This window comes from Halosimplex carlsbadense 2-9-1 (assembly GCF_000337455.1).
Classification (GTDB): Archaea; Halobacteriota; Halobacteria; order Halobacteriales; family Haloarculaceae; genus Halosimplex; species Halosimplex carlsbadense.
The window spans coordinates 151,143-175,496 of the sequence record NZ_AOIU01000036.1 but is presented as its reverse complement, the minus strand read 5'-3'; the positions used below and the strand labels follow the sequence as shown (position 1 = coordinate 175,496).

The following is a 24,354-nucleotide window of genomic DNA, read 5'->3' as shown; positions in this document are numbered from 1 at the left end:
TGTACGTCCGATGACGATGGAAGGCGGGCAATTCCAAGTTGGCGACGGCCCTGAGTCGACTGGTGGGACGACTGTGGAGACGCTCGCGCCGCTACTGGCCGATGTGGCGGCTGACGCGAGCGGCATGTCTGCACTCGGGATCGGGCCGGGTGCATCCGGGAGCGGAGACGATTCGACCGCTGTCGGAGTCGATGCGGCGGCGACCTCGGTCGGGACGACCGCAGTCGGACACGAGGCAGAGGCGAGCAACATCAACTCACAAGCGTTCGGGATGCAGGCGGCCGCTACTGGGTTTTTCTCGGTCGCGTTCGGATACCAGGCGGCGGCAGACGGCTCCAACACCGTCGCGTTCGGCAATGCCTCTGCTACCGGCAGTGGTTCGATATCTGTCGGGAGTGGATCGACTCCGTCCGGTGAGACTGCCAACATCCTGATAGGCGACAGCGCCATATCGAGCGGCTCGGAGAACGTCGCCGTCGGTCCGTCGACGACGGTAGATTCTGGGTCAACTGGTCGGGGTGTCGCCGTCGGTTATGCCGCCGAAGCCTCTGCGGGGCAAGCGACCGGCATGGGCGACAAGGCCGTCGGCGGCGGCAATCGGTCGACTGCGGTCGGTGCAGAGACGAGTGCAGACGGCGCCTCGTCGACGGCTGTCGGTGACGGCTCGACAGCGAGCCAGGACGATGCGACCGCGGTCGGACCCGAAGCCACTGCGACCGCAACTGGTTCTGTGGCCCTCGGCAACGTCACGGCCAGCGAAAGCGACACGACGGTCGTCCGTGGCGGTGTCTCCGGGACGGATGACGGCATGGTCCCGCTCGGCTCTCTCGAAAACGGCGAGTGGGCTATCGGGTTCGACAGCAACGGCGACCTCGTGGCACGAGCGAAAGACTCCGACGGCAACACCGGGGAGAATACCCTGGTGACGACGTAGCCATGCCTGCGTTCACTGCCTACGCGGTGTCGGTCGCGGCCGCGGTGACAGCCTCGGCAGCGGTCGCCGCGGCCAAGTGGGCGCGAGACGCCGCCCGCGAGGCACAGACGAACTCGCGGATCCTCCGCGGTGAGGAGGAAGTCGACGAGTGGGGCGGTGTCGTCGACATGGTCCACGAGCATCGCGAGGCGCTCCGCGGCGCCGACCTACTCGACCCGGCCGACGCCGATCGCGACGAGGTGGAAGCATGACCCTCACGCTCACCGTCGTCGAGCTGGCCGCGGTCGTGATGGCCGCGGTCGGGCTGGCGGCGACCGACGCCTCGGCGCTGTCGCGGGTGTGGGTCGCGTGGCTCGCGAAGCGTCTCGGCGTCGAGCCAGCGGAGATCCGGGCGACCGACGCGGCGACGGACGGCGACGGAGGGACCCAGTGAGCCAGCGTCGCTATCCGAACGAGCGCCAGGGTGCCTTTGCCGAGCGGTACGTCGCCGAGAGCTACGGGCTGGCGCACGTCCCGAACGAGGCGGACTGGTACGACTGCGTGCATCCTCGCGGGACGAAGTACGAGGTGAAGAGTACCCACGAGACGCTTGCGAGCGGCGCCGCAGGCCGGTTCCGGCTGTGGGAGGACCAACACCGCTCGCTGACGGCGGCGGAGGGCGCAGAGGGCCAGACCGCCTGGTACGCGTTCGTGCTATTCGACGAGAGTGACGACGTGGTCGAGGTGGTCCGGCGGAAGCCGTCGACCGTCACCGAGATCGTCGGTGGCGAGTGGAACGACGCCGGGCATGCCCAGCGGAACGGGCGGCAGCACAAGGTCTCGTGGTACGAGGTGATTCACCGGTGAGCGACGTTTCCGACATCCTCGCCGAACTGGACTGGTGCTGAAAAGAGGCCTTATACCTGAAAGCGCAGGTCGGTGCCGATCGGGAGGACTGGAGACATCGAAAGATCGTGTCAGACTTGAAATGGTTGTCTGACGAGTAAGAACCGTAGCGGTAGGCTTCCTATACTTACATCTGTAAAACTATTATAAGATAGTAGCTGCTTGTATTGACTAGTATGTCTGCTCCCGAGGATTTGAAACCGACCATTAACCAGATGTATGTAAATGCGATATCTAGTACCGATGACGACCTTGGAATTTCTCTTTATGTAAACCTCGTACGCGTCGGCGTGTCACTAATTCTAGCAGCATTTGGGTTTTTGACGATTACTCTTCTTTTATTTGCACCCTCGTTTCCATTTTTGCCATACGGGCGCTTTACTCAGGTTCTATTAGGGGTGATTGGCTCTACAATTGCGCTGAAAATGTACAATTTTCTAAAAGTATCACATACCACGTTTCTGAAGGCTGGAAGAGAGTCAGATGGAAAGGATATCCTTTTAGAGAAACTCACCAAATCACCGTTCCGCCGATATTTCTCAACCGTTTTATCTATAGCGATCGCTTCAGTAATCCCAGTTCTTGCAGTGTATTTGTTGGGAACTTGGTCAGAGTCCACTATGAGTGGCGGGCTTCTACACGATTTCAGCAGTGAACTGCAATTTTTGATTCTTATCGGACTTATCGGCACCGAGATGGGCCTTATGACCACATTTGTCGGATTTACATTCCTGTTCTGGGCCTTATCGACTCCTATGAGGTTAGCGGTCGTATATTATTACCGTTATCTGAAATTTGATGTTATTCTTCGAGTCTCCAAAACTCTACAGTCATACCTCGGTATTGAACTCTACACAAAACCTGCCGTAATTTGTGAGACATGCTATAATTCTAAATTCAAAATAGTTAGCAGCGATGATGGTGAGTTCCTTCTTCAATGCACGAAGTGTTCTGATGGCCTATCTGAAGAAGTTGACCTTGAGTCGATTGGTGTAGAAACAGACCTTGCAGACAAAATCTATCTACTGGATCAAGGACCACCTGATAGATAATTGTCGCAGTCAGGTGCTATCGGTGTGGCGCATACTTTGACCCAAAGAAACGGACCGTCGCCAATGGATGAATTTGGATCCAAACTGAGCGCATAGCTCTCAAATATCCTTCTGAAGTTAGTGTCCGGTTCTGCGTCCAATCGCGGACACAAACTGTCCGAAAACGCACCCAAGCCAAGCCGGTCAAATAAAGGTGGGTTGGAAAGTTTATATATGCAGTCAGCCAAATGGTGTTCTATGCTTGACGAATATTTAGAAGCTGAAGAAGGGGATCTTGTGCAGTTTGAAGTGGAGGAACTTGGGTCCGCAAAAGGCGAAGTGACGTTGACTGAGCATCTCGCTGAGTTCAAAGATATAGATGTGAAGACGGAGGAACGACTTTGGTGTCTTCACCATTCTCTGGATGCAGAGAAGGTCACTGCTGTTGTTCACGAAGGGCTTGAACTGAACCCTGACAAAGAAGATGGAGAGGGTGAAGTAATCTCATTCAACAGGGTTTAATTGGATCTACTTTACTGATTCAGTTGTCCGGTTCGTACAGTCGCGGACATTAGAGACCGATAGAGGGGGGATTTCCACTATGACCACACCGATGACGTGCTGATGAGCGTCCGAAAGGCCGAGAAGACGGACACCCTATGGAGGTACTCAGTCGCCCGTCAGTCTGTCAGCGAGGTCGGAATATCCTCCCCTCTCTAGTTCCTGAGCGACTTCCTCATCATCCAACTCCTTGAGCTTTCGTGAGACGCTAATTTGCTGGTAGGGCATCGGGTCCCGTTCTGCATTCTGTTCGGCAGCTTGCTCAATGTCTCTCGGCTTGACCCTGTGGAAGGGTGGGGTGACTCCAAGGGTGACATCCATCTCCTCATCACACTCAAGACAACTGAGTTCGAATCGGGGAGAGTGCCGATTCATCGACGCTTTGCTACCACATTCTGGACAGTACAGCCAGTTCATGAACTCGTATCCGCCGGGTCGGTTAGGGAACTCGATATCTCGCATATTCAGACGTTCTAATATTTCGGCATAGGCTTTGTGTCTGTATTAGCGACAAAGCCCCTTCCACCACGAACCCACGCGGTTGCACGTCCGCCTTTTCGAAAGACCGGATCTGAACACATCGCCGAGACCCCCGTGTTCAATTTCTCCCGAGCGCCGGCCGAATCGGCCCGGAACCTTTCGCGAAGGTGAGAGAAAACGGGCGGATCCGGGCCGATCCACCCTTTCGAGTGAGCGCAAAAGTCTAGGATCTCGAAACTGTGTTCACATCTATGGCCGACTCAACCCGCATCCGACTCACCGACGCTCGCGAACGCAAATACACTAACCTCGAAGACGCCACTGGCGAGAGTACCCGCTCAGGCGCACTCGACGCCGCCGCAGACTACTACCTACGGATGGCCGGCGGTACGGCCGCGGTGCCGACGGGAGCCGTCGAGACTCTCATGCAGCGCGCTACGGAGAAGGGTAGCGTCACGCCCGAGGAGATCGCGGAGATCCTCGGCCAGCCCGAGCTGCCTGTCGAGTACAGTCACGAGTTCTCGGTCGGTGAGGAGTAACCTATCAAGCAGAAAACGACGCAGCGTGACTATTTCATCTTCTGACCGCCGTCCGTGAGTACTCGGTTCCGTCGGCGATTCACCATCTGAGAGAAAAGTACTCGGAGTGCCGCACCTTCACCAGCGAGAGATGCGAGTCGCTCCGGGTCCTCGACCTCAGTAGAGTCTCTGCGGAGCCACAAGACCGCCACAAGGACCGGATATACGACGGAAAGGGCTAAGATCCCCGAGATGTGTCTTAGTGGTGAAAAGACGATCTCTTGCAACACGACATCCAACCCTGCAATCGCGAGCGCTATCGCGAACACCGCGGTCAAAGCAGAGCCTCCGAAGATACTCAGCCCTGCCGTTGCGGCGTACATGTTGGTGGCTGCTATCGAGACGCCTAAGAGAAGCAACGGGCTTAGCAGGCCAACTATAGCGCCGCCAACAAGAACGACGCGACGAGCGAGGGGGTCGTTCATTACATCTAAGTCATCGCCAACGAACTCGCCGTTCTCAAGTCCCATCGAGGGCCAGTGCATTACGTAGGGGCTCATCGTTCGATGTTTCTCCACTCGGGTTTGTCCTGTAACATTACTTGGGCCGTTCCTCTTAAAATCTCTATGGTGAATGCCCCTTGCGCGAGCAACACAACTGGTAAGCGTGTACCCGCAACGGAGATCTTGAACTCATGTGGAATCATGAGGCCGACTACTGTCGCCACGCCTAATCCGAACAGAGGCGGTAACGTCACTGCGAGAAGCGCACCCAAAATGGCTGAAACCCTGAAAAACTGCAGATAAGCTGCCTCTTTCAATTCAGGTTCTTGATCCACCTCCCCACGAAACCTCTCTTGGGAATATGATTGTGAATCAGATTCTGAATCCTCTTCCATGTGTATCACCTCCAGAGCGCCCGACATTAAACCCGCCTACTGCCTGAGACACCGGTTGACCGTCGACATAAGGGAAGGTTTCCTGAGCGCGAAAAGGTCGAGTGACTCTAACTCATCGGTTTCCTAATTCTCTAAGGATCAGATCTTCTGGAAGCCACAACTGTGCTGAACTATATCCGAAACCTAACTGGCCCCGGGGTCCACCCTGGCGGGAAATCCCACCTGCCAAACACTGCACTCGCCTTTGGGAACGGTTGGTGACGAGCGTCGATCTCGCCGTCGAGATAAAGCTGACCCTCTATCGTGATATCGTACATCTCACCGTGGAACGGCTCTATGAACCCGGTATAGCGGAGGCGCTTGCACCGGTCTCGGATTACCCCCTCTGTCTCTGGGAACCCACGCTCACGAGCGAGCAAACGTGGCGACACCCATCCCTCGCGGTCGATGTACTCCATGATCCGCTCGTCGAGCTGCATCATCCAGTCAGCCGACTTTCGGTCGTCCACTCTTAGACCTCTTCGTGGTTGTTGCCTGCTGACGGGCCATTATCTTCGGACTCAGGGATCTCGTCCGGGACATCCTCAGACGTGTCAATCTCGCCGTCTAAGTACTTCTCCCCGCGCTCAGTAATCATGTACACGCCTGAGCCAACCTCTCTGAGTAAACCGCGCTCTACCATCTTTTTACATCTTCGAGAGATGTAGCTTTGTGAGTATCTAACATAGTCTCCATTCGCCATCTCAGTAGACCCCGCAGCCTCGTTCTTTCTGATGTATTCGAGTATGCGGTCGTCTGCGAGAACCATCCAGTCCCCGGAGTAGCGCATTATCTACTCGTTAATAACTAACTAAGCATTACTGTGGTGAATCAGTCTGTTAGACCTAACCTATTCGCATACGCAAAAATTTATGTGCATACGTCTTACTTGGTTAATAACGCATGACGCGCTCAGTGATTGCGTCCGTCTCCATGCCATCGGAGATGGCCGACGAAATCGACGAACACAGAGAACAGTACGGTATGGAGTTCTCTGAGTACGTTCGCCACTGCGTTCGGCAGGCGAACGACTCGCCCTTCGATACTCCGGAAACCGTGCTCTGCAAAGACGAGAACTACGAAAACGGCGAAACCGGTCGTCGAAACGAGGGGGCCGCCTAAATCATGTCCAGTGACCCGGAAGCCCCCGTTTCCGATACCGACGCGAGCGAGGAAAAGAGTGACGACGACGGTGATGAAGGCCCATGAGAGGGACGTACCGCTTCTGTCCCGACTGCGGGTGCCGTCTCGTCGCGCGCTCTACGCGCACCGGCGTCGCAAGCTACGAGTGCCCGGACTGTTCGGGTGGTCGGCGGTGAGCGACGACCTCGTACCGCTGGCGCCCGAGGAGGGCGTCGACCGGTTCCTACAGCATCGCGAGCCGTCCGTCCGCGAGTCGACGCTTCAGAACGGACGGACTCGACTCGCGCACTTTCTCGACTGGTGCGACGAGCAGCAGATCGACAACCTGAACGAGCTGACCGGCCGGCAACTGGCCGATTTCGTCGCGTGGCGGCAAACGGACATCGCGCCGATCACGCTCCAGAAGCAACTATCCACGATCCGGCAGGCGTGCCGGTGGTGGGCGGACATCGACGCCGTCGACGAGGGGCTGGCCGAGAAGGTCCACGCGCCCGAGCTGCCCGACGGCGCCGAGAGCCGAGACGTTCACCTGGACCCGGAGCGCGCCGAGCGGGCGCTCGCCTACTTCGGTCAGTACCAGTACGCCAGTCGCGATCACGCGTTGCTCGCACTCATCTGGCGAACCGGGATGCGGCGCGGCGCGGTCCGCTCGCTCGACGTGGAGGACCTCAGTCCCGACGATCACGCTGTCCGTCTTGAGCACCGTATCGACGAGGGCACGAAGCTCAAGAACGGCGAGTCCGGCGAGCGGTGGGTCTTCCTCGGCCCGAAGTGGTACCAGATCATCGAGGACTACGCCGCCAACCCCAACCGGACGCAGGGGACGGACGAGTATGGCCGGCGCCCGCTGTTCACGAAGGCCGACGGCGGCCGGCCGACCGCACAGTCGATCTACAATTGGCTGATGCGGGCGCTACACCCCTGCACCTACGCGAGTTGCCCGCATGACCGGACGCCCGAGACGTGCGAGGCGCGCGGCAGGAACAGCAACGTCGCCGCCTGCCCGTCGTCTCGCTCGCCCCACGCGGTCCGCCGCGGGAGCATCACCTACCACCTGCGAGAGGACACGCCCCCCGAAACGGTGAGCGAGCGGATGGACGTGTCGCTCGAAGTGTTGTACCAGCACTACGACGCCCGCACCGAGCGCGAGAAAATGGACGTGCGAACTGACCACCTCCCAGACGAGTAATATGGCCTCTAACACCCGAAATCACGCAGTAGAGCCGAGTTACACCTACCCCGCGAGTCCACTACCACCTTTTTCTGCCTCGGGTTTCCTCGCAGACCTGCGAGTCGCGACAGTTCCGGTCGCACCAGAACCGTGAGTGACGGGAGTCGGCGGCTGCCGTCCGTTCCGTGGGAGCTGTCTACTCCGCGTAAGCGTGGGCTTCGAGCGTCTCCAGACGCACCCGCTCCAGCGCTTCCTCGGCTGTGGCTTCGAGGACGATGGGCGGGGCGGCGTCGGCGGCCTCGGCTTCGAGCCAGCGGTCGATACAGAGACACCAGCGGTCGCCCGCTTCGAGGCCGGGGAACTCCAGTTCCGGTCGCGGGGTGATCAGGTCGTTGCCGCGTGATTTGCTGTACTGGAGGAACTCGTCGGTCATCACCGCACAGATCTCGTGTCGGCCGGCGTCGTTGGGGAAGTGCCGACAACAGCCGTCGCGGCCGTAGCCGGTCATCGGGTCCTCGCTACACGTCGCCAGTTCGGTGCCGAGTACGTTCCGGTCCGGTGTCACGCTCGCTCGTTGGTCGCCCCGCGGCTAATCCCTTCGGACTGGTGGCCGACCGGGACTACCCCCGCTGGGTCGACTGACCCGGCGTTCGCCCGAACGTAACTCAATTCTTATATAAAATATCGGCCCGTTCCGCGTCCGTGACACGCGAGGTGCGGTCTCCCTCGGCGATCCAATTATATAAGAACAATTATACACATGGATCTGTCCCCGTGGTGTCCGTTCACTGGGGACGGACGGACGTGATTTCCAGTCGAAACCCCCGATCGCTTCCACTGCAGATTCGACCGCTATCTATCGATCTTCGGCAATTCGGAACTACTTTCACCACGGTTCACCTACGTTTAAGAGGTAATCACCGTATGAAACGGAACGCACGGTTGCGTGACTGAGACGCCAGTAGCGACGTGACTACTCGGAATTCGGACATTCGAATCGAGCGACGAATACCCGCAAACCAAAGCGTTATTGTGGACCCAAACAAACAGAATTTCCGTCACAGATGATAGGTACGAGGCCACAGCGGACACGCTCTCGATCCGGCGCCGGTATCGCCAGTGGGAGGAACAGGACACATGAGTAGCGGCGATCTCGCGGTCGACGATATCGACCTGCCGATCAAGCGCACCGAGGGGGCGACGCTGGAGGAGCGTCTCACGGGGAACGCGTATCACAATATTCTGCCCGCGCGCTATCTCCGCAAGGACGCCGACGGGGAACTCGTCGAACAGCAGGAGGACCTGTTCGTCCGCGTCGCGAAGAACATCGCGCTCGCCGAGGCCGTCTACGAGGCCGACGAGCGGGGCGTCGAGGTCACGGTCACGCCCGACCAGCTCAAGCCCGACCACCCGCGCCGCGACGAGCTCGCCGAGGAGGTCTTCGGTACGGGCACGACCGCGGAGGACGACGCCGAGACGACCCTGAACCAGTACAACGTCAACAAGTTCGCCTACGAGACGGTCGTCCCGGAACTGCCCGAGGGGGTTCGGACCCACGTCGAGGAGACCGCCGAGGAGTTCCAGACGCTGATGGAGGATCTGTCGTTCATGCCGAACTCGCCGACGCTGATGAACGCCGGCGACGAGCTCCAGCAGCTGTCGGCCTGTTTCGTCGACTCGCCCGACGACGACATCACGAACATCCACCAGACCGCCAAGGAGGCCGCCGAAGTCTTCCAGTCCGGCGGCGGGATGGGCTACGCCTTCTGGCGCCTGCGACCGTACGGGGACGCCGTCGGGTCGACCGGCGGTATCGCCTCGGGCCCTATCACCTTCATGCGGACGTTCGACCAGATGTGCGAGACCATCGCCCAGGGCGGCGCCCGTCGGGGCGCACAGATGGGCGTCATGCGCGTCTCCCATCCGGACGTGATCCAGTTCATCCACGCCAAGAACAAGGACGTCTCGCTGGCGCACACCCTGCGACTGAACGACCCCGACGACTTCACGCACAACTCCTTCGCCGACGCGCTGGAGGAGGCCAGAGAGCTCATCGACGACGACGGCAAGGTGCCCAAACACCTCCGCAACGCCGTCGAGGGCCATCTCTCTAACTTCAACATCTCCGTCGGGATCACCGACGACTTCATGGACGCGGTCAAGGCCGACGAGGAGTTCACGTTCACCAACCCGCGGACCGACGAACCCCACGTCGCGACCGCGGAGACGAAGGAACTGTACGAGATGTTCGACCTCGGCGAGTACGTCGAGGTGGACGAAGTGCTCTCGGTGCCCGCCCGGAAGGTCTGGGAGCGCATCGTCGACGGCGCCCACGAGAACGGCGAGCCGGGGGTCGTCTACCTCGAACGGATCAACAAGGAGCACTCGTTCGACGTCGAGGAGCATCCGGACCACCGCATCCTCGCGACGAACCCCTGCGGCGAGCAGCCCCTGGAGGAGTACGAGGCGTGTAACCTCGGCCACATCAACCTCTCGACGCTCGCGGCGACGAACGCGCCGGACTGGCGCGTCTGGTCGGAGGCACACGCCGACGACTACGACTCCCTGGAGGACGCGGTCGACGCGTTCCTCGAGGAAGCCATCGACTTCGAGGCGTTCGACCACCGCATCGAGATGGGGACCCGGTTCCTCGAGAACGTGGTCACGATGTCCGACTTCCCGGTCCCGAAGATCGAGGAGACCGTCCGGGAGATGCGCAAGATCGGCCTGGGCGTCATGGGCCTGGCCCAGCTGTACATCCAGCTGGGCATGAAGTACGGCGACGACGTGTCCAACGAGGTCGCCCGCCAGCTGATGCGCCACATCAACCACGGCTCGAAGTCGGCCAGCCACGACCTCGCCACCGAGCGGGGCACCTTCGAGGAGTGGGACAACTCCAAGTACGCCGATCCCACCGAGTACCGCGAGTGGTTCGAGAAGCAGACCGGTCTCGACGCAGACGAGTGGGAAGACGGCTTCGCGCTGCGCAACCACAACACGACGACTATCGCGCCGACGGGCACGACCTCGATGGTCGGCAACACCACCGGCGGCTGCGAGCCCATCTACAACGTCGCCTACTACAAGAACGTCTCCGACGACGTGCAGGGCGACGAGATGCTCGTCGAGTTCGACGACTACTTCCTGCGCGTGCTCGAGGAGAACGACATCGACGTCGACGCGGTCAAGGAGGAGGCCCAGGAGCAGATGGCCGCAAACGAGTTCGACGGCGTGGATGGCCTCTCGACGGTCCCGGACGCCGTCGGCGAGCTGTTCGTCACCACCGGCGACCTCTCCGCCAAGCAGCACGCGGGCATCCAGGTCGCCTGCCAGGAGGGCGTCGACTCGGCGATCTCCAAAACTGTGAACGCCCCGAACGACTCCACCGTCGAGGACGCGGCCGAGGTCTTCGAGTACATCTACGACCACGGCGGCAAGGGCGTCACCTACTACCGCGACGGCACCCGCTCCAAGCAGGTGCTCACGACCCGCGCCCAGAACGCGGAGTTCGCAGACATGGACGCCGAGGAGGTCGTCGCCCAGATCGAGGAGGTCTTCGGCGGCTTCGACGCCTTCCTCGAAGAGGACGCCGTCCAGTCGGCCATCGACACCGAGGTCTCGGGCATCCTCTCGGCCGCCGACGGCGAGCGCCCCGACTACGCCCAGAAGCGCACGCGCCCGGACGTGCTCCACGGCGTCACCCAGCGCATCGACACCGGCTACGGGAAACTGTACGTCAACATCAACGAGGACCCCGAGGCCGAGCGCCCGTTCGAGCTGTTCGCCAACATCGGCAACTCCGGCGGCTTCACGGCTTCGTTCACCGAGGCGCTGGCCAAGACCATCTCGACGGCGCTGCGTGCGGGCGTCGACCCCCACGAGATCGCCGACGAGCTGCAGGGCATCCGCAGCCCGAAGGTCGCCTGGGACAAGGGCGAGCAGATCCAGTCCATCCCGGACGCCATCGGCACGGCCCTGCGTCGCTACCTCGACGACGAAATCGACAAGGGCTACCCCCAGCAGGCGACGCTGGAGGAGACCGCCGAGGAAGAGCGCCGGGAAAGCAGTGATCCGAACCAGGACGTCGGTACCGCCGAACCGGAGACGGACGGCGGGGCCTCGGTCTCGATGGGCGCCGCGCCCGGCAGCGACGCCGGTGAGCCGGGTCCCGACGCGGGCCAGGCCGCCGAGGGCGACCAGCAGGAGCTGATCGACGCCGGCGAGAGCCCGGAGTGTCCGGAGTGCTCGTCGCTGTCGCTGTACTACTCCGAAGGCTGCAAGACCTGCGAGTCCTGCGGCTGGTCGGAGTGTTGAGGTAGATGGACGAGGCCTCCGCGTCGTCGCGGGGGCTCGCCTGGCTACGGAGCGTGCCGGCGACGGTCTCTCTCTGCGGACTCTTCGTTTTCGTGTTCGCCACGGAGTGGTTCGTCTGGGACCGCTTTGGCTACCGGACGTTCGTCACGCTGTTCATCGCGACCCCTGAACCGTCCCCGGGCTGGCTGCTCGCGCCGCTGGCACACCTGCCGACGGACCCCCGGCACCTCCTTTCGAGCGTCGTCCAGCTGTTGCTGTTCGGCGGCGTCGTCGAGCGCCGGCTGGGCCGCCGGCAGTTCCTCGCGCTCGCGGCGGTCTCTGGGCTGGCCACGACCGGCGCGCAGGTCGCCTGGTACGTGTCGCTCGGCGTCTCGGGTCGGGTCGCGGGAACGCTCGGCGCCAGCGGCGTCGTGCTCGCGATGACGGCGCTCGTCGTCGTCGACAGCGTCCGGTATCGGGTCGCGACCGGCGGCTGGCACGGCGATTTCACCTGGCTGTGGGTCTTCTTTGGGACCGTGATCGCCGGCCAGGCCGTCTTCGGCCTGCTCGCGCTCGCGACCGGAACCGCGGAGGTCGGCGTCGTCGGCCACCTGACCGGCGTGGCGATCGGGGTCGGCGTCGGGCTCGTTCGACCGACCGGGGCGGTGCTGTTCTCGGGCGACGCCCGGTACCGGTCGTAGGCGTCCAGAACCCGCCGAGCCGGTTCACCCTTCCGGGAGGCGTGGACTTTTACCCCGCCGCCGTAACGCGGAGGGTATGACCTACGACATCGCGTTTATTGGGACGGGGCCGGAGCCGGAGAACCCGGTGTGGGGCGAGAGCGCAGCGATGGCCTACCGACACGCCGAGGGCTACCGCGAGCGCCAGGACTGCCGGATCGTCGCCGCCGCCGACATCGTCCGCGAGAACGTCGCCGCCTTCGCCGCGGAGTTCGACGTCGACGAGGACGGGATCTTCGAAGACTACGAGGCCATGCTCGACGCCGTCGAGCCCGACATCGTCTCGGTTTCGACGCCCGTCCCGACTCACGCCGAGATCGTGCTGGACTGCATCGAAAGCGGGGTCCCCGAGGCGATCCACTGCGAGAAGCCGATGGCGACGACGTGGGGCGACGCGCGGTTGATGGCCCAGGAGGCGAGCCGCCGGGACGTACAACTGACGTTCAACCACCAGCGGCGCTTCTCGCCGGTGTGGCGCGAACCCAAGCGCGTGCTGGAGGAGGGCGCCATCGGCGACCTCCGGCGGGTCGAGGTCGGCACGAGCACGCTGCTGGACAACGGCACCCACCACATCGACCTCGCCCACATGTACGCCAGCGAGGCGCCGGTCGAGTGGGTCATCGGCCAGGTCGACTACCGCGAGGAGTACGTCAAGTACGGCGCCCACAACGAGAACCAGGGACTGGTCCAGTGGGCCTACGACGGCGGCGTCCAGGGTATCGCGACGACGGGCTTCGGCGAGGACGGTGTCGGCGTCCACCACCGCCTGCACGGGACCGACGGCGTCATCGAGGTGACGCCTTGGAGCGAGGCCCAGGCCCGGGTCCGCCGCGACGGCGAGGGGTGGGAGACGCTGGTCTCGGGCGTCGAGAACGCGGCGGCGGTCCCGCCGGCCATCGACCACGTCGTCGAGTGCCTGCGTGACGGCGTCGAACCGGAGTGCTCGGCGCGGCGGGCGCTGTCGGTGACGGAAGTGATCTTCGGCGCCTGGGAGTCCGCGCGACGGCGCGGTCGGGTGGACCTGCCGCTCCGGGTCGACGACAACCCGCTCGAAGCGATGGTCGAGTCCGGCCAGCTGTCTCCGGAACCGGTCGAGGAGGACTGAGTCTATCGGTGGGCCGTGCGGTGCCCTCGCAGTGTGCGAGCGACCGTCGACCGCGGACCGACCGTCGAACGGGGCGCTCGCCCGTCGACCGCCGGCGGGATGGCCCGGAAGCTTATGGTCACGGGCCGGCCTGTATCCGGTATGCTCAGCGCAGTGGTACTCCAGTTAGACGTTCTCACGCAACCCGTGGGGATCCTCGGTGTCCTCATTCTGCTCGCGGCGATCATCCTGATCGGTCGATTCCTGCTGTCGATGGCCTGGCGGCTGGTGATCATCGGTATCATCATCGTCGGGACGCTGTACATCCTCAGCGTCCTCGGCTTCTCCGTCCTGTAGCGGCTCCCACCCGAGCGGGCGACCGACGGGTCCCGTCAGTGGACTTTTGCTCGCTCGCTCCAAGCGCCAGTCGTGACGCAGTCGTCCGTCCCCGACGGCCGCGAGCAGGACCGGCTGTTCGTCCGTCGCCGCGAGCGCCGAATGACCCGGACTCACGCCGCGCTGTGGGTCGTGATCCTCGCGACCACGGCCGCGGATATCGTCCTGACGATGGTCGGGCTGGCCGGCGGGCTCCCGGAGGGCAACCCCGTCGTCCGGGCGATGGTCGCGTCGTTCGGTCCCGCGGGCCTGTGGACGGTGAAGTTCGCCGCGACGTGCTGGCTCGTCGCCGGCTGGTCGCTGCTCTCGGACCGCAACGCATCGGTCTTTCTCGGGCTGTTCGCCGCGGTCACCTCGCTGGTCGTCGTCAACAACGCGGTCGCCGTCTTCGGCGCGTGAGTGCCGATTTCCGAATCTCGGACGACGCGCCGGAGCCGGAGAAGCAGGCGTCAAAACGGTTAGACGCCGTCGAGGAAGTTACGGATCACGTCGTGGCCCACCGCGGTCAGCACGGACTCGGGGTGGAACTGGACGGCCTCGATGGGGAGTTCGCGGTGGCGGACGCCCATCACCAGGTCGACGGTGTCGCCGTCGTCGGTCTCGGCCGCCGTCGTGGCGGTCACCTCGAAGCAGTCGGGCACCTCGGTCGCGACCAGCGAGTGATAGCGACCGCCGCGGATCCCCTGGTCGAGCCCGGCGAAGACGCCCTCGCCGTCGTGGCTGATGGGGAAGGCCTTGCCGTGGATGGGTTCGGGCGCGCGACCCACCGCACCGCCGTAGGCGTAGACCGCGGCTTCGAGGCCGAGACAGACGCCCAGCGTCGGCACGTCCGGGCTGATCTCGGTCAGCACGTCGTTGGTGACGCCGATGTCGCGGTCGTTCTTCGGGTGGCCCGGGCCGGGGCTGATCACGATGGCGTCGGGGTCGGCGTCGCGCACGTCGTCCAGCGAGGCGGTGTTGCGGACGACCTCGGTGTCGGCGTGCTCGCTGACGTACTCGACGAGGTTGTAGGTGAACGAATCGAAGTTGTCGACGAACAGCACCCGCCGCTGGTCGCTCCGCTCGCGCTGTCCGGCGCTCATCGGGACACCTCCTCGGGCTCGACGGTGTCTCCGGTCGCGTCTTCGCCGTCGGCGGCACCGAACTCGCCGTCGGGGACCTCGATCGCCTCCAGCGCGTCGAGGACGCCCTGCATCTTCTGCTCGGTCTCCTCGTACTCGCTGGCCGGATCGCTGTCGGCGACGATACCGGCGCCGGCCTGCACCGTGATCCGGTCGGCGCTGTCGGCGGCCTCGTCGGGGACACCGACGCCGTAGCGGCTGTCGAGGTCCTCGACCGTAGCGGTGCGGATGACGATCGCGAGTTCGGCGTCGCCGGTCCAGGTGAAGTAGCCGACGCCGCCGCCGTAGGGGCCTCTCGGCGTTCGTTCGAGGTCGTCGATGATCTCCATGGCGCGGATCTTCGGCGCGCCCGAGAGGGTCCCGGCGGGGAACGACGCGCGGGCCGCGTCGAAGGCGTCGGAGTCGTCGGCCAGAGTGCCCGTGACCGTCGACTCGATGTGCTGGACGTGGCTGTACTTGAGGACGCTCATGAACTCCTCGACGCGGACGGAGCCGGGCTCGGCCACCCGGCGCACGTCGTTGCGCGCCAGGTCGACGAGCATCGTGTGTTCGGCCCGTTCTTTCCCGTCGGCGAGCATCTCGCCGGCCAGCCGGCGGTCCTCGACGGGGCTGGTCCCCCGGGAACAGGTGCCGGCGATGGGGTTCGAAAGCACGCGGTCCCCGCGGACCGCCACCAGCGTCTCCGGGCTGGCGCCGACGACCGAGAGGCCGTCGTAGTCGAGGACGTACATGTACGGCGAGGGGTTGACCGACCGCAGTGACTCGTACAGCCCCAGCGGGTCCACGTCGCCGTACAGCTCGCGGGTCCGCGAGATGACGCCCTGGTAGATGTCGCCGGCGAGGACATGCTCCTTGGCCGTCTCGACGGCCTCTTCGTATTCGTCCTGCGGGCCGGCCGTCTCGGCGTCGCGGACGAACCCGCCGGTCTCCAGGTCGGTGGCGCCGTCGAGCAGATCGGCGACGCGTTCGACCGTCGCCGCCAGTTCCTCGTAGCGTGCGGCGGCGTCGTCACCCGGTTCGAGGATGGGCGTGCAGACGAGCGAAACGGTGCCCTCGACCTCGTCGAAGACGAGCGTGGTCGTGGTGAGGACGAACTGGGCGTCGGGGTACCGGGAGTCGGGATGTTCCAGGCCGACCTCGTCGAGCCAGCAGTCGTAGACGGCGTCGTACCCGACGAAGCCGAGGAGACCGCCCTCGAAGTGCTCGCGGTCCATGTCCGGGAACCCGCGGCGCTGCACGTCGGGCATCGCGCCGCGGACGCTGTCGAGGGTATCGCCGCCGTCGGCGTCGAAGAAGCTGTCGTAGCGGTCGTCGAACGTCTCGACGGACGCGCCGTCGGCGTCGACGGTGACGACGCCTTTCGGGTCGTGGCCGACGAAGGAGTAGCGTGCGTGCCGATCCTCCGTCGTCGGGGCGAACGCGCCGTCGGGGTCGCTGGAGGCGACTTTCTCGGCGCTCTCAAGCAGGAACGTGTAGTCGGCGCCCTCGATGTCGGTCGTCCGGCCCGACAGCGCGGCGTATGCCTCCAGCGGCTCCAGGTCGGTGTCCAACTCGACCGCGGCGCGCACGACGACGGGGCCGTCGGCGTCTGCCAGTTCGACGAACTCCTCCTTCGACGGTTCGAGTTCGAGGGCGGCGTCGCTCACGCGGCCACCTCCCGCCGCGTCGCCGCGGCGACAAACTCGCGGACCGTCTCGGGGTCCTTCTCGCCGCCGACGCGGTCGCCGTCCTCGACGCGTTCGACGCCGGTCGCCACGTCGACGCCGAACGGTCGAACGGTCTCGACGGCCGCGGCGACGTTGTCGGGGGTGAGGCCACCGGCCAGGACCACCGGGACGTCCAGGTCGGCGACGATCTCGCGGGTGCGCTCCCAGTCGTGGGTCTCGCCGGTGCCGCCGCCGCCGGCGGCGTCGACCGAATCGACCAGCAGGGCGTCGGCGGGGTCGGCGTAGTCGGCGATGTCGTCGGCCGCGGCGTCGACCGCGACGATGACGTCCTGGCTCAGTCGGTGGCCGAGCGCGCCGAGTTCGCCCGGCGAGAGGCCGCCGTGGACCTGCACGGCGTCGGGGTCGACGGTCTCGACCAGGTCGACCGCTTCCTCGACGGTCGACGGCATCGTCACGAGCACGCCGGTCACGAGCGGCGGGACGCCCGCGAGCAGGTCGGCGGCGGTGTCCGCGCCGACCTCGCGGGGCGTGTCGACGGGCACGTCGCTGATGACGCCGACGGCGTCGGCGCCCGCGGTGACGACGGCCTCGCGGTCGGCCGCGCGGGTGACGCCGCAGACCTTCACGCGGGTCGCCGACCCTCCCGAATCGGGGCGGTTCACGTCGCTCATCGGCCCCCGTCGGCGGCGACGCGACGGCTGACCTCCCGGAGGTCGTCGAGCTTGCTCGCGGCGTCGCCGGAGTCGATACCGTCGGCGACCGCCTCGACGCCCGCCTCCAGCGAGTCGGCCATGCCGGCGACGTAGACGGCCGCGCCGGCGTTCGCGAGGATGATGTCGCGTTTGGCACCGCGAACGTCGCCCTCGACGATGCCCAGCAGGTCCTCGGCGTTTTCGGCGGGCGTGCCGCCCGCGACCGCCTCGATGTCGTGGGTCTCCAGTCCGAGGTCCTCGGGCGTGATCGTGTACTCGGTGACCTCGCCGTTCTCGACCTCCGCGACGGCGGTCTCGTCGTGGACCGTGATCTCGTCCATGCCCGAGCCGTGGACGATCAGCGCGTGGTCGACGGGCATCTCGGCGACTGCGCGGCCGATGAGCCCGACCAGGTCCTCGTCGTAGACGCCCATGACCTGCGCGTCGGCGCCGGCGGGATTCGTGAGGGGACCGAGCACGTTGAAGATGGTCCGCATTCCCACTTCGCGGCGCGGGCCGATGACGGCCTTCATCGCCGGGTGGAACGCCGGCGCGTGCATGTAGCCGATCCCGGCCTCTTCGATGGTCGCCTCGACGGCTTCGGGCGCGGTGTCCATGTCGAGGCCGACCTCCTCCAGCACGTCCGAACTCCCCGACGACGAGGAGACGGAGTAGTTGCCGTGCTTGGCGATCGGGACGCCGGCGCCCGCGGCGACGATGGCGCTCGTCGTCGAGACGTTGATGGTGTCGTAGTCGTCGCCGCCGGTGCCGCAGGTGTCGACCAGCGGCGCCCGGTCGGGGTCGATAGTCCGGGCGGCCTCGCGCATGCCCTGCGCGAAGCCGGCGATCTCCGCCTCGGTCTCGCCCTTCGCGCGCAGCCCCGCCAACAGCGCGCCGATCTGTGCCTCTGTCGCGCCCTCGAAGACGGCCGTCGCCGCCTCCCGGGCCGCTTCCAGCGTCAGGTCTCTCCCGTCTGTGACGGATTCGATGTATGCTTCCATGTGTGTCACCGATGGACTGTTTCGTTCTACGATGTACGAATCAGTACATTAACTTAAACGTGTCGGGCGCGACTCGAGCGACAGCCGGTGGGACCCCCGGGCGACGGGACGGGTGGCGAGACCAGCGACCGGTCCGAGAGTGGATCCCCGGGCGTCGCGCGGTCCGCGTCATCCCATTCTCAAAGATTGTATCGCGGGAGAAGGGACTATATGAGTGTTCGATATACCGTAGGGATATGCGACCGACCCTCAAGCGACGGATCGGGTTCGCGCTGGGCGGGCAGTTCGCCCACGCGTGCTATCAGGTGGTGGTTCTCCTGGCCGCGCCGGACCTGTGGCCGGCGCTCGGCGGACTGGGGTTTCTCGCGGCCGCGGCGGGGACGGCGTACGCCTACCGCGATATCGGCGGGGCGCTCGATGACCGGGCGAGCGAGCGCCGGGAGCTGCAGACCGTCGTGGCGGAGACCGAGCGCGAGCGCGACGACCTCCGGTCGCGGCTGGACGACGCGGAATCCGACCTCGCGGACCGCCCGGCGGGACCGGACGCTCGGCCCGCCGCGCCGGTCGTGGCGGCTCCGGACGGTGGCGTCCAGACCGCCGACGACGCCGCGCTCGCCGACTACGAGGGGAGCGTCCGGACCGTCGGGACGGCGCTGGACGCCTTCGGTGACGGCGACCTCACCCAGCGTCTCGACGCCGACGACGACTCCGAGGCGCTCGCGGAACTCGCGGCGGAGTTCAACGAGATGGCCGCGACCTTCGAGCAGACGTTCGACGCCGCCGCCGGCTTCAGCGACGAGGTCGTCGGTTCCTCCGAGCAGGTGACCACGGCGACCCAGGCGGTGACCGACTCCAGCGAGAAGGTCGCCCAGCGCATTCAGGAGATCGCGGACGTATTCTACGATCAACACCAACAGATCAGCGGGATCTCGGACGAGATGTCCGATATGTCCGCGACTATCGAGGAGATCGCCGCCTCCTCGGACGAGGTCAAGGAGAAGGCCGACCAGACCGAGCGCTCGACCGTCGAGGGGATCGAAGCCGGCCGCTCGGCTCGGGACACCATGGACGAAGCCCAGGACCAGATCGAGGGCGTCGTCGAGACGGTCACCGAACTCGACGAGCGGATGAACGAGGTCGGCCAGATCGTCGACCTCATCGACGACATCGCCGAGCAGACCAACATCCTCGCGCTGAACGCCTCGATCGAGGCGGCCCACGCCTCGGCGGGGGCGAACAACAACGGCTTCGGCGTCGTCGCCGACGAGGTCAAGAGCCTCGCCGAGGAGACCAAAGACGCCACCAACGAGATCGAGGGGCTCATCGGCGAGATCCAGAACCAGACCGACGAGACCGTCGACGAGATCACCGACATGCAGTCGACCATCGACGAGGGCAAGGAGACGGTCGGCGAGGGGCTGGACGCCCTCGAATCGATCCTCGAACACGTCCAGCAGACCGCCTCGGGCGTCACCGAGATTTCCAACGCCACCGACGACCAAGCGGCCAGTTCCGAGGAGGTCGCGGCTATCGCCGACGAGGCCGCCGAAACCAGCAAACAGAACGTCGAGGAGGCCGAGCAGGTCGCCGCCATCGCCGAGGAGCAGAACCTCGCGCTCTCTGAGATGTACGTCAACGCGAAGATGCTCACGATGCGCGCCGAGCAGCTCTCGGCGCTGTTCGAACGCTACCAGACCGAGTAGGGTCGGTATCGGCCGCGAGCGGCCGTCTTCCAAACTATTTTGTGAGTTCTCTATTGCAGTCTCAGACGTGATGACTCGCGCATCGATCGTAGTGTTCTTGCTGGTGATCGTCTCCGCGACAGCGGTCGCGCAACCGGCGGCCGGGACCGACGAGTACCCCGCCGACTGCGATGAGGCACCGCTGGTCGAGACGCCGACCACGCTCCGCGGGACTATCGACGTCGGTAGCGACGTCGACTCGGTCCGGCTGGAGGCGCAGCGGGGCGATTATCTCTCGGTCCGGGCCATGGCCGGCGAGGGCGCGGACACGTTCGTGGTCTCCAGTCCGCCGGACCCGGAGATCAACTTCCGGAACGAGTCCGGAGCGGTCGAACACATCGACCTCAACACCTACGACTACGAACGGGAGATCGCCGCCGGCGTCGAGGGGACCTACGAGGTCTGGCCGCAAGCCGACGGGGTCCTCTGTCTCCAGATCGACGACGAGGGAACACCCGAGCGTCTCCCGTACGACTGGCGGCTCTCGCTCGCGGAGAACGACCCACAGCCTCCGGAGTTCGTCCCGGCGTCCGAGGAACTTCGGGACCGGGTCGACGCGCTCGGCTCTCGCGTCGACGAGCAGCAACAGCGTATCGAGCGACTCCAGTCGCTGCTGGACGCGCGCAATCGGACGGTAAGCGAACTCCGATCGCGGCTCGCGGCGAAAAACGAGACGATCGAGGGGCTCCGGTCGCAGTCCTCGGGGGACGACGTGACGATCGACGTGACGGTGACCCCGACGGACGGGGGACAGACGTTCGTCAGCGGTGAGAAAGCGCGCGTCGAGGCCGAAGCGGACGGAGCCGCCACCGCCAATCTGGTGGTCGAGTACGGGAGCGGCGTCTACGAACTCGGTGGCGCCGGGTCGGTCGCGGTCCCGCTCGCGGAGACCGGCGAACAGTCGTTGACGGTCCGGTACGGCGAGACGACCGAGACAGTCTCGATCGACGTGGCGTCGTCCGATCCGCAGAGCGCGGCCTCGACTCCGACGGGGACAGCCGGTAGTGGCCCCGGGTTCGGCCTCGTCGGGGCGGCGGTGGCGCTCCTCGCCGGGGCGTTGTTCGCCCGGCGCAGATAGCAGCCGTCGACGCGCGGAGCGCCACAGCCGAGTGGCACCAGGGCGCGCCTCGCGACGCCTTTAACTCCCGCTGTCGAGCAGTACCGAGCATGTCGCACACCGACGCGGTCCGCGAGCGACTCGACGCGTATCTCGCCGACAACGACCTGGAGGCCGTCTGGTTCGCCCGCCCGCCCTCGTTCGCGTGGCTGACCGGCGGTACCAACGTCGTCGACCGCGCCGCCGACGTGGGTGTCGCCGCCGCCGGCTACGACGGCGACGGCCTCGTCGTCGTCACCGACAACATCGAAGCGCAGCGGCTCGTCGACGAGGAACTCCCCGACGACGCGACCGTCGAGACCGTCCAGTGGTACGAGGCGGACCTCCCCGAAGCCGTCGAACGGTACAGCCCGACACCGGCCGCCGCCGACTTCGACGTGCCCGGGTTCGCGTCGGTCGACCCGACGGGGCTCCGCCAGCCGCTGACCGACGCCGACGTCGAACGGTTCCGGTCGCTGGGCGCGGACGCCGCCGAGGTCGTCGAGACCGTCGTCCGCGAGGCGAGCGCCGACGACGAGGAGCGCGAGGTGGGCGGCCGCCTGCGCGACCGGCTGTTCGCCCGCGGCATCGACTCGCCGGTCGTCCTCGTCGGCAGCGGCGAGCGGACCCGGAAGTACCGCCACTACACCACCCGCGACGGCGAACTCGGCGACTACGCGCTCGTTTCGGTCACGGCCGTCCGCGACGGGCTCCACGCCAGCATCACCCGCTCGGTCGCCTTCGACGCGCCCGAGTGGCTCGACGAGCGCGCCGAGGCGGCCATGCGCGTCGAAGCGAGCGCGCTCGCCGCCACGCAGCGAGTCGGTCGCGAGGGCGGCACCGCGGGCGACGTGTTCGACGCCATCGAGGACGCCTACGCCGCGGTCGGCTACGAGGGCGAGTGGCGCAACCACCACCAGGGCGGCGCCGCCGCCTACGCCGGCCGCGAGTGGTTCGGGACGCCCGACTCGGCGGCGTCGGTCCACCTGCCCATGACCTACGCGTACAACCCGACGGTTCAGGGCGCGAAAAGCGAGGACACCCACCTGGTCACCGACGACGATATCGAGCTACTGACCGGTACCGGAGACTGGCCGACCGAGACGGTCGAACCCGTCGGTGACGGCCCCGAGATAGAGCGCCACGCGGTCCTCCACCGCTGAGCGTCGCGGTCCGCTCGTTTTCGCCACGATACGCACGGCTCGCGAGCGTCGCGAGCGGACAGAACGAGCCTTCTCCGAATCAGTCGTCGTCGGCGACCGCGCCGACCGCCGCCGACTCCTCGGCTGTCACGCGATACGCGGGCTTTCGCACGATCTCCGTCCGGTGACAGCGAGCGCAGACGTACTCCGTCAGCTTCGTCGTCTCGTCGTTGTGGCTCATGCGCTCGCCGCAGTTCGGGCACTGGGGCATTATATTCCTAATACAGTGGGGGACAGTATAAATAGTTACGCTCCGGCGCCTCGTCGACGATAGTCGCGACGCTCGGGGCCTACAGGTCGTCGGGCTGGCGAAAACGCCGGAGAGAGTGCGATTCGTCGGCTTCGGTGCGAACCGCCGGCAGACGCGCGTCTGACTGAGTTTTACGTGCGATCTTTCGAAAGAGGGCCGTGGATGGCACGATTCACGATACAGTTGCCCGCGGAACTGGCGGGCGACGGAGCGGATTCGGGCGAGCGGACGGGTGCGGACGACAGGACGGGCGCGGACGGCGCGGCCCGATACGACCGGCGGACCGACGACGGCGAGGTCGACGCGGCGACCCATGGGTTCGTCTCCTGGGTCGAGTGCTGGGCCGGCGCCTGACGCGGGGCCGCTTGCTCAGACGGTGTCGACGAGGCGGCCGGCGATGCGCTGGGCGCCCAGCGACGGCGAGATGTCCGGGTGGTCTGCGGCGACGGCCTCGACCTCGCGGTCGAGTTCCTCGCTGACCCGCTTTTCGAACTCGGAGACGATGCCGGGGATACAGGCCATGCCGCCGGTGAGGACGATGCGGTTGTCCAGCGCCAGCTGGTAGACCTTCATGTAGTCGTTGGCGAGCTCCGGCAGGAAGGTGTTGCAGAACTCCTCGACGGCGTCGTCGAGGTACTCGTTGCAGGCGTCCATCACGCTGCGCTCGATGGTGAACTCGTGGGAGCCGCCGCCGGGCTGCTGGATGATGTCCGTGAACGGCTCGAAGGAGTCGAAGTCGGCGTGTTCCTCCTTGTACTCCCGGGCGGTCTGGGTGTCGATGTTGACCCGGCCCTGGGTCTCCTCCTCGACGTAGTTGGCGATCATCCGGTCGACCTCGTTGCCGGTGACGGCGCCGGTGGTGAAGGGTGCGAGCTGCTCGCCGCGGCGGTAGCCCGACGCTTCGAGGTTCGTCGACCCCATGTTGACGGCGACGAAGATCTCCTCGATCGCTTCGAGGTCGTCGCCGCGGGCGGGGATCGCGCCGCAGAGCGACTCGGGGTAGCTCTCGACCAGCGCCGACCCGATCGAGGAGTCCTCGATCACGCCTTCGAGGTTTTCGAGGCCCTCGGGGTTGTCGATGGTCGGGATGGCGTAGACGACGCCGGAGTTCTCGGGCACGTCGTTGGCGTCGATGACCTCCTCGAAGAAGGTCTTGGTCAGCTCCGCGCGCTCCTCGTCCTCGGGCAGGCCCGACCGGAGCATGAACTGGACCTCGTCGGGGTACTCGGTGGCCGCCTCCTCGCCGTAGAGGACCCGTTCCTCCCCGGTGAGCGCGTCCTCATAGGTCGCCAGACAGGTCAGCGTGCGGATGGTCTCGATGTCGCCGTCGTCGTCGGGGTAGGCGATCACCGTGCGGGTACTGCCGAGCTTCACGCCGATGGGCACCGGCTCGTCGTCGCTCATGTCCCC

The 24,354-nt window shown here is 65.1% G+C and carries 30 protein-coding genes; 18 read left to right on the top strand and 12 right to left on the bottom strand.

Annotation, left to right across the window (positions count from 1 at the left end):
* Window positions 1–10: 10 nt before the first annotated feature.
* From C475_RS22480 to C475_RS23325, 6 genes are all read left to right on the top strand, one after another.
* Window positions 11–934: a hypothetical protein gene (locus tag C475_RS22480; RefSeq protein ID WP_082223354.1), complete on the top strand. Its 924-nt coding sequence runs from the start codon at window positions 11–13 to the stop codon at window positions 932–934.
* 2 nt (window positions 935–936) lie between these two features.
* Entirely contained in the window at window positions 937–1,185 is a 249-nt protein-coding gene (locus C475_RS17645) for a hypothetical protein (protein ID WP_006885231.1), read from the top strand.
* Entirely contained in the window at window positions 1,182–1,367 is a 186-nt protein-coding gene (locus C475_RS17640; RefSeq protein WP_006885230.1) for a hypothetical protein, read from the top strand. Before C475_RS17645 ends, C475_RS17640 begins: the two co-directional genes overlap by 4 nt.
* On the top strand, window positions 1,364–1,780 hold the full coding sequence (locus tag C475_RS17635) for a hypothetical protein (RefSeq protein WP_006885229.1): 417 nt from the start codon (window positions 1,364–1,366) through the stop codon (window positions 1,778–1,780). The genes C475_RS17640 and C475_RS17635 overlap by 4 nt, the downstream gene beginning before the upstream one ends.
* A gap of 215 nt (window positions 1,781–1,995) precedes the next feature.
* Complete coding sequence (locus C475_RS23330) at window positions 1,996–2,871, top strand: hypothetical protein (RefSeq protein WP_152436475.1); 876 nt, start codon at window positions 1,996–1,998, stop codon at window positions 2,869–2,871.
* Between the two features lie 237 nt (window positions 2,872–3,108).
* Window positions 3,109–3,372 (top strand): hypothetical protein, encoded by a 264-nt coding sequence (locus C475_RS23325; protein WP_152436474.1) that lies wholly within the window; start codon window positions 3,109–3,111, stop codon window positions 3,370–3,372.
* Between the two features lie 147 nt (window positions 3,373–3,519).
* Here C475_RS23325 and C475_RS23320 read toward each other — a convergent pair whose 3' ends face one another.
* Window positions 3,520–3,873 (bottom strand): hypothetical protein, encoded by a 354-nt coding sequence (locus C475_RS23320; RefSeq protein WP_152436473.1) that lies wholly within the window; start codon window positions 3,871–3,873, stop codon window positions 3,520–3,522.
* Window positions 3,874–4,142: 269 nt separating this feature from the next.
* Between C475_RS23320 and C475_RS17625 the strand changes: the two genes are divergently transcribed.
* A complete protein-coding gene (locus C475_RS17625) occupies window positions 4,143–4,430 on the top strand; it encodes a hypothetical protein (RefSeq protein WP_006885228.1) in 288 nt (95 codons plus the stop codon).
* A 29-nt stretch (window positions 4,431–4,459) separates the two neighbouring features.
* Here the strand turns inward: C475_RS17625 and C475_RS17620 are convergent, their stop codons facing one another.
* The 4 genes from C475_RS17620 to C475_RS17610 all read right to left on the bottom strand — a co-directional run bounded on the left by C475_RS17620 (window position 4,460) and on the right by C475_RS17610 (window position 6,136).
* Complete coding sequence (locus tag C475_RS17620) at window positions 4,460–4,969, bottom strand: hypothetical protein (protein WP_006885227.1); 510 nt, start codon at window positions 4,967–4,969, stop codon at window positions 4,460–4,462.
* Window positions 4,966–5,307, bottom strand: a complete 342-nt coding sequence (locus tag C475_RS23315; RefSeq protein WP_152436472.1) for a hypothetical protein — start codon at window positions 5,305–5,307, stop codon at window positions 4,966–4,968. Before C475_RS23315 ends, C475_RS17620 begins: the two co-directional genes overlap by 4 nt.
* Before the next feature lie 170 nt (window positions 5,308–5,477).
* Window positions 5,478–5,816: a hypothetical protein gene (locus C475_RS17615; RefSeq protein WP_193366320.1), complete on the bottom strand. Its 339-nt coding sequence runs from the start codon at window positions 5,814–5,816 to the stop codon at window positions 5,478–5,480.
* A 2-nt stretch (window positions 5,817–5,818) separates the two neighbouring features.
* Window positions 5,819–6,136: a helix-turn-helix domain-containing protein gene (locus tag C475_RS17610; RefSeq protein ID WP_006885225.1), complete on the bottom strand. Its 318-nt coding sequence runs from the start codon at window positions 6,134–6,136 to the stop codon at window positions 5,819–5,821.
* Window positions 6,137–6,249: 113 nt separating this feature from the next.
* Between C475_RS17610 and C475_RS17605 the strand changes: the two genes are divergently transcribed.
* Together C475_RS17605 and C475_RS17600 are read left to right on the top strand one after the other, a co-directional pair.
* A complete protein-coding gene (locus C475_RS17605) occupies window positions 6,250–6,468 on the top strand; it encodes a ribbon-helix-helix domain-containing protein (protein WP_049930844.1) in 219 nt (72 codons plus the stop codon).
* A gap of 193 nt (window positions 6,469–6,661) precedes the next feature.
* Complete coding sequence (locus tag C475_RS17600) at window positions 6,662–7,678, top strand: tyrosine-type recombinase/integrase (protein ID WP_049930904.1); 1,017 nt, start codon at window positions 6,662–6,664, stop codon at window positions 7,676–7,678.
* Window positions 7,679–7,856: 178 nt separating this feature from the next.
* Here C475_RS17600 and C475_RS17595 read toward each other — a convergent pair whose 3' ends face one another.
* Window positions 7,857–8,225, bottom strand: coding sequence for a DUF2237 family protein (locus tag C475_RS17595; RefSeq protein ID WP_006885222.1), 369 nt, complete (start codon window positions 8,223–8,225; stop codon window positions 7,857–7,859).
* Window positions 8,226–8,797: 572 nt separating this feature from the next.
* Here C475_RS17595 and C475_RS17590 point away from each other — a divergent pair.
* The 5 genes from C475_RS17590 to C475_RS17570 all read left to right on the top strand — a co-directional run bounded on the left by C475_RS17590 (window position 8,798) and on the right by C475_RS17570 (window position 14,572).
* Complete coding sequence (locus C475_RS17590) at window positions 8,798–11,974, top strand: adenosylcobalamin-dependent ribonucleoside-diphosphate reductase (protein WP_006885221.1); 3,177 nt, start codon at window positions 8,798–8,800, stop codon at window positions 11,972–11,974.
* A 5-nt stretch (window positions 11,975–11,979) separates the two neighbouring features.
* Window positions 11,980–12,654, top strand: coding sequence for a rhomboid family intramembrane serine protease (locus C475_RS17585; RefSeq protein ID WP_006885220.1), 675 nt, complete (start codon window positions 11,980–11,982; stop codon window positions 12,652–12,654).
* A gap of 76 nt (window positions 12,655–12,730) precedes the next feature.
* Window positions 12,731–13,798, top strand: coding sequence for a Gfo/Idh/MocA family protein (locus C475_RS17580; RefSeq protein ID WP_006885219.1), 1,068 nt, complete (start codon window positions 12,731–12,733; stop codon window positions 13,796–13,798).
* Window positions 13,799–13,939: 141 nt separating this feature from the next.
* Window positions 13,940–14,134 (top strand): hypothetical protein, encoded by a 195-nt coding sequence (locus C475_RS17575; protein ID WP_049930841.1) that lies wholly within the window; start codon window positions 13,940–13,942, stop codon window positions 14,132–14,134.
* A 72-nt stretch (window positions 14,135–14,206) separates the two neighbouring features.
* Window positions 14,207–14,572 (top strand): DUF5658 family protein, encoded by a 366-nt coding sequence (locus C475_RS17570; protein WP_006885217.1) that lies wholly within the window; start codon window positions 14,207–14,209, stop codon window positions 14,570–14,572.
* A gap of 59 nt (window positions 14,573–14,631) precedes the next feature.
* Here C475_RS17570 and trpG read toward each other — a convergent pair whose 3' ends face one another.
* The 4 genes from trpG to trpD are packed head-to-tail and all read right to left on the bottom strand — an operon-like array spanning window position 14,632 to window position 18,654.
* Window positions 14,632–15,255 carry an anthranilate synthase component II gene (trpG, locus tag C475_RS17565; protein ID WP_006885216.1) on the bottom strand — a complete coding sequence of 208 codons (624 nt, stop codon included), beginning with the start codon at window positions 15,253–15,255 and terminating at the stop codon, window positions 14,632–14,634.
* The gene (trpE, locus tag C475_RS17560; RefSeq protein ID WP_006885215.1) at window positions 15,252–16,940 is read right to left on the bottom strand and encodes an anthranilate synthase component I; all 1,689 of its coding nucleotides are present in this window, start codon (window positions 16,938–16,940) and stop codon (window positions 15,252–15,254) included. The genes trpG and trpE overlap by 4 nt, the downstream gene beginning before the upstream one ends.
* Window positions 16,937–17,632, bottom strand: coding sequence for a phosphoribosylanthranilate isomerase (locus tag C475_RS17555; RefSeq protein ID WP_006885214.1), 696 nt, complete (start codon window positions 17,630–17,632; stop codon window positions 16,937–16,939). The genes trpE and C475_RS17555 overlap by 4 nt, the downstream gene beginning before the upstream one ends.
* Entirely contained in the window at window positions 17,629–18,654 is a 1,026-nt protein-coding gene (gene trpD / locus C475_RS17550) for an anthranilate phosphoribosyltransferase (protein WP_006885213.1), read from the bottom strand. Before trpD ends, C475_RS17555 begins: the two co-directional genes overlap by 4 nt.
* 236 nt (window positions 18,655–18,890) lie before the next feature.
* Here trpD and C475_RS17545 point away from each other — a divergent pair, with 236 nt between their 5' ends.
* The 3 genes from C475_RS17545 to C475_RS17535 all read left to right on the top strand — a co-directional run bounded on the left by C475_RS17545 (window position 18,891) and on the right by C475_RS17535 (window position 22,655).
* On the top strand, window positions 18,891–20,357 hold the full coding sequence (locus C475_RS17545) for a methyl-accepting chemotaxis protein (RefSeq protein ID WP_006885212.1): 1,467 nt from the start codon (window positions 18,891–18,893) through the stop codon (window positions 20,355–20,357).
* 70 nt (window positions 20,358–20,427) lie between these two features.
* The gene (locus C475_RS24970; protein WP_049930839.1) at window positions 20,428–21,474 is read left to right on the top strand and encodes a hypothetical protein; all 1,047 of its coding nucleotides are present in this window, start codon (window positions 20,428–20,430) and stop codon (window positions 21,472–21,474) included.
* An 89-nt stretch (window positions 21,475–21,563) separates the two neighbouring features.
* Window positions 21,564–22,655 carry a M24 family metallopeptidase gene (locus C475_RS17535; RefSeq protein WP_006885210.1) on the top strand — a complete coding sequence of 364 codons (1,092 nt, stop codon included), beginning with the start codon at window positions 21,564–21,566 and terminating at the stop codon, window positions 22,653–22,655.
* 79 nt (window positions 22,656–22,734) lie between these two features.
* On the opposite strand, the gene C475_RS24480 is transcribed toward C475_RS17535, so the two are convergent.
* Complete coding sequence (locus tag C475_RS24480) at window positions 22,735–22,905, bottom strand: hypothetical protein (protein ID WP_193366323.1); 171 nt, start codon at window positions 22,903–22,905, stop codon at window positions 22,735–22,737.
* A 201-nt stretch (window positions 22,906–23,106) separates the two neighbouring features.
* Here C475_RS24480 and C475_RS17530 point away from each other — a divergent pair, with 201 nt between their 5' ends.
* Entirely contained in the window at window positions 23,107–23,298 is a 192-nt protein-coding gene (locus C475_RS17530) for a hypothetical protein (RefSeq protein ID WP_006885209.1), read from the top strand.
* A 15-nt stretch (window positions 23,299–23,313) separates the two neighbouring features.
* On the opposite strand, the gene C475_RS17525 is transcribed toward C475_RS17530, so the two are convergent.
* A complete protein-coding gene (locus tag C475_RS17525) occupies window positions 23,314–24,348 on the bottom strand; it encodes an acetate and sugar kinases/Hsc70/actin family protein (protein WP_006885208.1) in 1,035 nt (344 codons plus the stop codon).
* Window positions 24,349–24,354: the final 6 nt, after the last annotated feature.